The sequence below is a fragment of the Amycolatopsis sp. NPDC051045 genome (genome assembly GCF_040682955.1).
Lineage (GTDB): Bacteria > Actinomycetota > Actinomycetes > Mycobacteriales > Pseudonocardiaceae > Amycolatopsis.
In genome coordinates, this window is the sequence record NZ_JBFBCC010000007.1 from 394,392 (window position 1) to 403,016 (window position 8,625).

The 8,625-nt window shown below is 72.7% G+C and carries 11 protein-coding genes; 5 read left to right on the top strand and 6 right to left on the bottom strand.

The window, feature by feature from the left end:
• Positions 1–390 precede the first annotated feature (390 nt).
• The gene (ligD, locus tag AB0M80_RS19940) at positions 391–2,361 is read right to left on the bottom strand and encodes a DNA ligase D (protein WP_364566610.1); all 1,971 of its coding nucleotides are present in this window, start codon (positions 2,359–2,361) and stop codon (positions 391–393) included.
• Positions 2,362–2,463: 102 nt separating this feature from the next.
• Positions 2,464–3,021 carry a helix-turn-helix domain-containing protein gene (locus AB0M80_RS19945; protein WP_364566613.1) on the bottom strand — a complete coding sequence of 186 codons (558 nt, stop codon included), beginning with the start codon at positions 3,019–3,021 and terminating at the stop codon, positions 2,464–2,466.
• Between the two features lie 122 nt (positions 3,022–3,143).
• Between AB0M80_RS19945 and AB0M80_RS19950 the strand changes: the two genes are divergently transcribed.
• A complete protein-coding gene (locus AB0M80_RS19950) occupies positions 3,144–3,848 on the top strand; it encodes an alpha/beta hydrolase (RefSeq protein WP_364566615.1) in 705 nt (234 codons plus the stop codon).
• Between the two features lies 1 nt (position 3,849).
• On the opposite strand, the gene AB0M80_RS19955 is transcribed toward AB0M80_RS19950, so the two are convergent.
• Positions 3,850–4,728 (bottom strand): RNA polymerase sigma-70 factor, encoded by an 879-nt coding sequence (locus AB0M80_RS19955; RefSeq protein WP_364566618.1) that lies wholly within the window; start codon positions 4,726–4,728, stop codon positions 3,850–3,852.
• Between the two features lie 168 nt (positions 4,729–4,896).
• On the opposite strand from AB0M80_RS19955, the gene AB0M80_RS19960 reads away from it, so the two are divergent.
• Positions 4,897–5,370: a carboxymuconolactone decarboxylase family protein gene (locus AB0M80_RS19960; protein ID WP_364566621.1), complete on the top strand. Its 474-nt coding sequence runs from the start codon at positions 4,897–4,899 to the stop codon at positions 5,368–5,370.
• Positions 5,371–5,395: 25 nt separating this feature from the next.
• The gene (locus tag AB0M80_RS19965; RefSeq protein WP_364566624.1) at positions 5,396–6,013 is read left to right on the top strand and encodes a class I SAM-dependent methyltransferase; all 618 of its coding nucleotides are present in this window, start codon (positions 5,396–5,398) and stop codon (positions 6,011–6,013) included.
• Here AB0M80_RS19965 and AB0M80_RS19970 read toward each other — a convergent pair.
• Entirely contained in the window at positions 6,006–6,755 is a 750-nt protein-coding gene (locus AB0M80_RS19970) for an HAD family hydrolase (RefSeq protein ID WP_364566627.1), read from the bottom strand. The genes AB0M80_RS19965 and AB0M80_RS19970 overlap by 8 nt on opposite strands.
• Here AB0M80_RS19970 and AB0M80_RS19975 point away from each other — a divergent pair, their 5' ends adjacent.
• Positions 6,756–7,400, top strand: a complete 645-nt coding sequence (locus AB0M80_RS19975; RefSeq protein WP_364566629.1) for a hypothetical protein — start codon at positions 6,756–6,758, stop codon at positions 7,398–7,400.
• 27 nt (positions 7,401–7,427) lie between these two features.
• On the opposite strand, the gene AB0M80_RS19980 is transcribed toward AB0M80_RS19975, so the two are convergent.
• Positions 7,428–7,874 (bottom strand): DUF4383 domain-containing protein, encoded by a 447-nt coding sequence (locus AB0M80_RS19980; protein WP_364566655.1) that lies wholly within the window; start codon positions 7,872–7,874, stop codon positions 7,428–7,430.
• Between the two features lie 151 nt (positions 7,875–8,025).
• On the opposite strand from AB0M80_RS19980, the gene AB0M80_RS19985 reads away from it, so the two are divergent.
• Complete coding sequence (locus tag AB0M80_RS19985; RefSeq protein WP_364566632.1) at positions 8,026–8,184, top strand: hypothetical protein; 159 nt, start codon at positions 8,026–8,028, stop codon at positions 8,182–8,184.
• Positions 8,185–8,186: 2 nt separating this feature from the next.
• Here AB0M80_RS19985 and AB0M80_RS19990 read toward each other — a convergent pair.
• Positions 8,187–8,625, bottom strand: a 439-nt coding sequence (locus AB0M80_RS19990) for a DUF2188 domain-containing protein (RefSeq protein ID WP_364566635.1), incomplete at its 5' end; no start/stop codon positions are given.

Sequence of the window (8,625 nt, forward strand, 5' to 3'; positions counted from 1 at the left end):
GCCGGAGCCGGTTTCCGCTGTCCGGCGGGGAGCGCAGCCGGTGGCTGCCTCAGGCCCGGCTGCGGCGCCGCAGCCGGGAACTGCCGGTGTTTCACCGGCGCCGCAACAGGTTCCAGCGGTGCCGGCCGAGCAGCTACCTACCTCCGACGTTCCGCACCAGCCGACGCACGGGCGTCACTCGGCGGAAACTCGTGCTCCGGAAACTCGTGTTCCGGAAACCCCCGGCGTCCCGCAGGCACGGTCGCAACCCGAGCCCCGAGTTCCCCAACCGGCGGCGGAATCCGCCTCGCGGCCGGAGCCGCAGCAGCCGCAGCAGCCGGTCCCAGGATCGACTGCGTACGGTCTTGTCGGCCGGGCGAAACGTCTCCTGGGGCGGAACTGATCTCCCCTTCAGGGCAGCGGCGCGCGGGTCTCGGCCAAGCCGGCGAGGAGGTCGCCTTGATCGTCGATGCGGTCGAGGACCTCCTCGGCCGTGAACGTCAGGTGGGTGACGTGGCGGCAGGCGCGCACCTCGTCCCACGTCACCGGCGTCGACGCCGTCGGGTGGTCGCGGCCGCGGAGTGAGTACGGTGCGACCGTCGTCTTGGCCGGGTTGTTCTGGCTCCAGTCGATGAACACGCGGCCGGTGCGCTGCGCCTTCGCCATCACCGCGGTCACCGACTCCGGCGTCTCCCGGGCCAGGCGCTGGGCGAGCCGCTTGGCGTAGGCCGACGGCGCCGCCGGGTCGTCGGTGCGGATGCCGCAATACAGCTGCATTCCCTTCGAGCCCGACGTCTTCGCGTACGGCGTCAACCCGTCCGCGACGAGGACCTCGTGCAGGCGCTCGGCCACCCGGCAGCAGTCGACGATCGTGGTGCCCGGCCCCGGATCCAGGTCGAACACCAGGCGGTCCGGTGGCCGCCGCTCGCCCGACTCCACCGTCCACTGGGGAACGTGGAGCTCGAGCGCCGCCATGTTCGCCGCCCAGACCAGGCCGGGGAGGTCGTCCAGGAGCGGGTAGTCGATCGTTCCGCCGGTGCCGGCCAGGCGCACGGTGCGCAGCCAGTCCGGCGCGCCGTTCGGCACGTTCTTCTCGAACCACTTCTGGCCCTCGACGCCGTTCGGGTAGCGGATGAACGTCACCGGCCGGCCGGCGAGGTGCGGCAGCAGGGCCGCCGCGACGCGGGAATAGTAGTTGATCACTTCGCCCTTGGTGAACCCGTCCGCCGGGTACAGCACCTTGTCCAGATTGGACAGCGTGAGCCGCCGGTTTCCGGCTTGGACGGTGATCCGCCGGCCCACCGGCTCGGCCGGGGGCGGCGCGGCGGCGGCGGGTTCGTGCGGCCCCGCGCGCGGGGCCAGCACTTCGGCCGGGTCCTTGTCGTGGCGCAGACCGCGCCAGGCGGTGTGGCGGACGCGGCCGGCGCGGGTGAACTGGCGGTAGACGATCTCGCCGACCAGCCGCGGTTCCACCCAGCGGGCGCGGACGGTGTCCTCCCGTGGTGGCGTCGTCGCGAACGGGTGCGTGCGGCGCTCGATGGCCTGCAGCTGCGCCTGCAGGTCGGCGCGGGTGGCCTGGCTGAAGCCGGTGCCGACGTCGCCGATGTAGACGAGGTCGCCGGTGGCGGGATCGTGGGCGCCCAGCAGCAGCCCGCCGAGGGTGCCGGTGAAGCTGCGCTGGCCGGGCCGCCAGCCGCAGACGATCACCTCCTGCGTCCGGATCAGCGGGTGCTTGAGCCACGAGTCCGGCCGCTGCCCGGGGAGGTAGGCCGACGAACGCAGCTTCGCGACGACGCCCTCGTACCCGGCGGACGCGGCGTGGGCGAGGAAGTCCTCGGGCGTGCGGCGGTCGGCGGCGAGCTCGGCGAAGGTGACCGCGCGGACCACCGAAACGCGGTAGGGATCGGGCATCGGCAGGTCGGCCAGCAGGCGGCGGCGTTCGTCGTACGGCGTGGCCAGGAGGCTCCGGTCCCCGAGCCGGAGCAGGTCGAACGCCAGGAACCGGACCGGGACGTCCTTGAACGCGAGGCCCTTCGGCCCGTTCTGGTGCCGGACGTAACGGCCACGGCGTTCCTGCATCCCCTCGAAGTCGATCCGGCCGTCTTCGCCGTAGACGACGACTTCGCCGTCCAGGTAGGCGGCCCGGCCGTCCAGCGCGGGGGCGAGCACCCCGGCGAGGTCGGCGAACTCCGCGGTGAAGTCGATGTTGTTGCGGCTGGTGAGCATGGTCGTGCCGTCCGGCGCGATCTGCATGGACGCCCGGTAGCCGTCCAGTTTGTACTCGTAGGCCCATTCCGGGCCGCTGCGCAGCCGTCCGCCGTCGGCCTTGGCGAGCATCGGCTCCACCCAGGCCGGGACGCGCGACGCGTCGTCTGCCGCCATCTCGGACCTCCGTCACCTTACGCGCCCAAGGTAACCCGTTCGGCCTAGCTTTGCTGGGTTTGTGCAGGTGAACGCCGCTTGAACGCCTGTTCGGGCCGCCGGTCAGGCGGGCAGGAAGTCGTCGACGGCCCGGCGCAGCGTCGCACGCACCTTCTCCGGATCGTCGAGTTCGCCGCCGTGGAGGGCGCCGTCGCGCAGCAGGACGAGCACGCGGGCCGCGTGGTCCGGTTCCGGGTGGCCCAGCGCCGCCGCCTGCTCGCGCAGCACCTCGAAGAACCACCTCCGGTGGTCGTCGATGACCTTGCGGACCTGGTGCCGCGGGTCGGGGTACTCGGCGGCGGCGTTGAGGAACTGGCAGCCGCGGAAGTCCTCTCCGCACGTCGCGTCGCCGACCACGGCCATGGTGTCGGCCAGGGCTTCCCGCGGCGGCTTGCCCGCCCGCGCCGCGTCGACGGCCGTGCGGATCTGCCGGCTGGCTTCGGCGAGGTAGGCCGCCACCAGGTCGTCCTTCGTGGGGTAGTGCCGGTAGAAGGTCGCCCGGGTCACGGCCGCCTCGGAGACCAGGCGCTCCACCCCCACGGCGTGGATGCCCTCGGTGTAGAAGAGCCGGGTGGCGGTCGCGAGCAACCGGTCCTTCGGGTGCGGCTCGGCAGTCCTCATCCCCGCAGCATAGAGAAAGACCGATCGTTCTGCCAGATCGGCTTCATCACATTGCCTTCATGGCTCCGACAGGCCAGAGTACTCACCAGAAAGACCGATCGTTCTCCCTGAAGGAGCCAGCCATGAGCAAGCCCACCATCGTCCTGGTCCACGGCGCGTTCGCCGATTCGTCCAGCTGGACCGGCGTCGTCGCGAAGCTGCAGGAACAGGGCTATCCGGTCCGTGCGGTGGCGAACCCGCTGCGGGGCGTGGAGTCCGACGCGGCCCACGTGGTGGACGTCGTCAACAGCGTGCCCGGCCCGGTGGTGCTGGCCGGGCACTCCTACGGCGGCGCCCTGATCACCCGGGCGGCCACCGAGACGCCGAACGTCCGGGCCCTCGTCTACATCGCCGCGTTCCAGCCCGACGCGGGGGAGAGCGTGTTCGAGCTGTCCGGCCGCTACCCGGGCGCCAAGCTCGGCCCGGACACCACGGACGTCCTGGAGCACGACGGCGAGCCGGAGCTGTCGATCAAGCCGGCGGACTTCGCCGAGGTCTTCGCCGCCGACGTGCCCGCGGCCACCGCGGCGGTCATGGCGGTGACCCAGCGGCCGGTCGCGCAGCAGGCACTGGCCGCGCCGTTCGAGGGCACCCCGGCGTGGACGAAGCTGCCGTCGTGGACGCTGATCGCCGGCCAGGACAACGCGATCCCGGCCGCGGCGCAGGAGTTCATGGCCGAGCGCGCGTCGTCGACGGTCCGCCGGATCGACGCTTCGCACGCGGTCGCGGTGTCCCAGCCGGACGTCGTCGCCGAGGTGATCCTCGCCGCGGCGACGCACGTCGGCTGACTCAGCGGCAGAGGGTGGTCGTCTCCTCCAGGCGTGCCAGCTTCGCCGGATTGCGCACGGCGTAGAGCCCCGTGACGAGGCCGTCGTCGATGCGGACCGCCAGGACCGTGTCGGCTCGGCCGTCGCGCCGGAGGACCAGCGCCGGGTAGCCGTTGACCTGAGCCGCCTCCAGCGTGCCGACGGCGAGGTTGGCCAGGCCGGCGGTCAGCAGGCGCGCCACGTCTTCGGCCCCGGTGACGGGCGACAGCACGGCCTGCACCACGCCGCCGCCGTCGCCGAGGAACACGACGTCCGGTGCGAGGATGCCGAGCAGGTCGCGCAGGTCGCCCGTCTCGACGGCGCGCCGGAACGCTTCGAGGGCGTCCCGGGTCGCCGCCGGCGAGACGGTCCCGCGCGGCCGGCGCGCGGCGACGTGGGAGCGGGCCCGGTGCGCGATCTGCCGGACCGCGGCCGGGCTCTTGCCGACGGCGTCGGCGATCTCGTCGTAGGCCAGGTCGAACACCTCGCGCAGCACGAAGACCGCCCGCTCGGCCGGGGTGAGCGTCTCCAGCACGAGCAGCATCGCCATCGACACGCTGTCGGCCAGCTCGACGTCTTCGGCGACGTCGGGTGCGGTCAGCAGCGGCTCGGGCAGCCACGGCCCGACGTAGGACTCCTTGCGCCGGCCGAGGGCCCGCAGCCGCATCAGGGCCTGGCGGCTGGTGATCCGGACCAGGTACGCGCGCTGGTTCCGCACCACGGCGAGGTCCACGTCCACCCACCGCAGCCACGTCTCCTGCAGGACGTCTTCGGCGTCGGCGGCCGAGCCGAGCAGCTGGTAGGCGACGGTGAACAGCAGGGAGCGGTGGGCGAGGAAGGCCTCGGTGGCGGGATCGGCCATGGGGTGGCTCCTCTTCGTTCTCGGGTTTCCCCTTCCGATGCCGCAGACCGCCGCCGTGTGACACCTCCGGCCGGTGACCGTCGTCACCCGCCCGGGGTGTCACGGGGCGAGGGTCCGCCGGCATCTCGTGGTCGTTCGGATCGCACCACCACGAGTGAGGACGCAGTCATGGAGCCCCGTTTCACCCTGACCGACAACGAAATCGGCGCCAAGTTCGCCAAGCGGTTCGGTACCGCGAGCCTGGCCATCATCCAGTCACCGCTGGAGAAGGTCACGCAGGAGCTGGTGTCGCTGCGCGTCAGCCAGATCAACGGCTGCGGCTGGTGCGTCGACATCCACACCAAAGAGCTCGCGGCCGCCGGGGAGAGTCCGGTCCGGATCAACCTGGTCGCCGCCTGGCGCGAGGCCACGGTGTTCACCGAAGCCGAGCGGGCGGCGCTGGCGCTGGCCGAGGAGGGCACCCGGATCGCCGACGCCGGCCCCGGCGTCTCCGACGACACCTGGGCCGGGGTGCGCAAGCACTACGACGACGACCGGACCGCCGCCCTGATCGCGTTGGTCGCGCAGATGAATTCGGCCAACCGGCTCGCGGTGATCGTCCACCAGAAGGGCGGCGCGTACGAGCCGGGCATGTTCGGCTGACGCCGGTTCGTGCTTCGCTGGGGGCATGACGAAGGCGGAGCGGTGGCGTCGGTACTGGGACCGCAAGTCCACGACCTACGACGCGGAGATGGGCGTGTGGGACCGCCGGCTCTTCGGCGACTCACGGGAGTGGGCTTGCGGGCAGGCCGCGGGCGAGGTCCTGGAGGTCGCGATCGGGACCGGGCTGAACCTCCCGTGCTACCCCGCCGAGGTGACGCTCACCGGCCTCGACCTCAGCGAAGGGATGCTCGCCATCGCCCGCGACCGCGCCCGCCGGCTCGGCCGCCCGGTGACCCTGCGCCGGGGCAGCGCCCAGCAGCTGCCCTTCGCCGACGCCTCCTTCGACACCGTGCTGTGCACGTTCGGCCTCTGCGCGATCCCCGAGCACGCGGCCGCGGTCGCGGAGATGGTCCGGGTGCTGCGCCCGGGCGGGCGGCTGATCCTGGTCGACCACGTGACGTCGTCGTCCTGGCTGGTGCGCCGGCTGCAGTGGCTGGTCGAGCTGGCGAGCGTGCCGCTGGCGGGCGAGCACTTCCGGCGGCGGCCGCTGAAGGTCGTCGAGGCGCTGGGGGTACCGGTGGAACGGCGGGAACGGTTCAAGCTGGGACTGGTGGAACGGCTGGTGGCCCGCAAGGTCAGCTGAGCAGCACGCTGTCCTCCAGCCCGGCCAGCAGGGCCGCGGCGTCGTCGTAGACGGCGACCGCCCCGGCCTCGGTCAGCTCTGCCGCGCCGACCCCGCCCGAGAGCACCGAAACCGTGCGTACCCCGGCCTTCTTGGCGGCGAGGACGTCCCAGACCGCGTCGCCGACGAAGATCGTCTCCTCGGGCGCCGTTCCGGCCTTGTCGAGCGCGGCGAACACCGGCTCCGGGTCCGGCTTCGTCGCTTCGACGTCGTCGCCGGAGACGATGCCGGCGACCACGTCGTCGACGTCGAGGACCCGGCGCAGCTCCTTGAGCTCGTCCGGCGCCGCCGACGTCGCCAGCACGACGCGCACCCCGCGCCCGGCCAAGGTGCGAAGGAGTTCGGGAGCCTTGTCGAACGGCCGGAGCAGGTCGGCCGCCTCCAGGTAGAAGCGGCTGTGCAGGTCCTTCGCTTCGTCGCCGATGCGGCCGGCGTCTTCGTCGCCCAGCAGGGTGCTCAGCAGCTTGCCGGACCCCTTGCCGATCGCGCGGTGCACGCGCCAGGAGTCGACGTCCCGGTCCAAGGCGTGGAACGCCCGGCGCCAGGCGTGGACGTGGAGGTAGTTGGAGTCGACGAGCGTGCCGTCGACGTCGAACAGGACCGCGGTGGCGATGGTGATCTCCTCGGGTCGGTGCGGTTTCCCCGTGCTCCGCGTGGGTATCGGAGGGGAGATGCGAATACCCCGGCCCGGAGGGAAGTACACATGACCGGCCTCGTCTCGACGGCCTTCCGCGGGCTGGCGGCGGTGCGGCGCGCCCCGGCTTTCCACCCCGTGGGCGTGGTGCTGCACGGCGAACTCCGGCCCGTGGCGGACGACCTGCCGTGGCCGTCCGGGCCGGCTCCCGTCGTCGCGCGGCTGTCCAAGGGCGCCGGCACGCCCGGGCGGCTGCCGGACGCGCTCGGGCTGGCCGTGCGGATCCCCGGGGCGGGCCGTGCCGGCGGACCGTGGGACATCCTGCTGACGACGGCGGGCAGCGGCCACGTCGGGCGGATGCTGCCCCGGCCGGCCGCCACCTGGACGCGGGGCGCCTACAGCAGTCTCGTGCCGTACCGCCGGGCCGACCGGCTCGTCTGGCTGGGGGCGTGGGCGGCGTCGTCGTCGCCGCGGGTCGAAGCGTCCCTCGACGCAGTACGCGCGGCGGGACCGTGGCAGTTCGTGCTCCGGACCGGCCGCGAGGACGGGCGTTGGTGCGACAGCGCGGTGCTGACGCTGACGGGGGCCGGCGGGGACGCGCCGTCGTTCGATCCGATGCTGAACCGCCCCGCCGGGCTGGACATCGCTCCGGAGTGGCTGGTGCGGCTGCGGGAGCGCGCCTACGCGGGGAGCCGGGCCGGGCGGCCGTCGTGAAACCGGCCGTCCGGCCCGGCGCCGGAGTCACCGCGAGTCGGCGACCGGGCTCCGCGTGGCGCCGAGCGGGATCAGGCCGAGGGCGACCATCCCGACGCCCAGGCCGAGGTGCAGCCAGTTGTCGGCGGTGTTGACCGGGACGAAGTTGGCCGCGCTGCCGTGGTCGATGACCAGGCCGTAGATCCACAGGACGAGGTAGATCACGCCGCCGCCGACGAGGAACGCCTTGGCACCGCTCGGGGTCCTCGCCATGGCGAGCCCGGCGACGCCGAACACCAGGTGGACGATGTTGTGCAGGATCGAAACGGCGAAGACGCCCAGGAGCAGGGCGCCGGAATGGTGCCCGGCCCAGGTGAGCTGGTCGTAGTGGGTCGTCACGCCGGGGATGAAGCCCAGCACGCCGACCAGCAGGAACACCACTCCCACGATCGCGGCGAGAAGCTGGCGGGGGGTGCGCCGGACCTCGGTCTCCATCGATGACATGGTCGCTTCCTCCGATTCGGATGGACGGGTCCCTCGGCCGGGGGATCCGCCGGGGCGGCATGCCCGGGCGGCGCGGGGGGCAAACGCGTTTCGCCTCACGCACCGCCGGGTATGCCCGGGTTTCGCCCGATCGGAGGAAGCAATGAGCACTCCCGAAATCGACCCGGTGACCGCCGAGAGCATGGAAGACGACGCCGACATCGGCGGTGAGCACACCGAGCCGACGTTCCGCGACCAGGAGCCCCGCGCGGGCGACAGCGACGAAGAGGACCCCGACCGCGGGGGCCTGCCGCCGGCCTGAGGTCAGGAGCGGGCGCGCGGGTAGCTCCGGCGCTCGCCGACCCGGCCGTCCTTCGTGTGGATGAAGTGGGCCGTGCCGCGCTTGATCGCGATCTTGCGCCCCTCCGCGACGGCGTCGGACTTCGTCTCGGCGCTGCCGGACGCCCGCGTGTTGCCGACGACCTTGTTCTTCCACACCGAGCCGTCGTAGAACGTCTCGACGTCACCGTCGGCCGGTTCGAGCGCGGGCTCGCCGCCGGTGTCCGCCGGCTGGGTGGCGTAGGTGCCGTAGAGGGCGGGGTCGGGTTTGGGTGCGGTGCCGGGGCCGCCGAGGGGTTGGGGGTCCATGAGGTATTCGATGCCGGCGTCGGTGGTCCAGCTGGTGCCTTTGGCGCCGTCGGGGCCGTCGGAGAGGTGCCAGATGGTGTGGTTGTGGGTTTGGTCTTCTTCGTCGAGCAGGGCG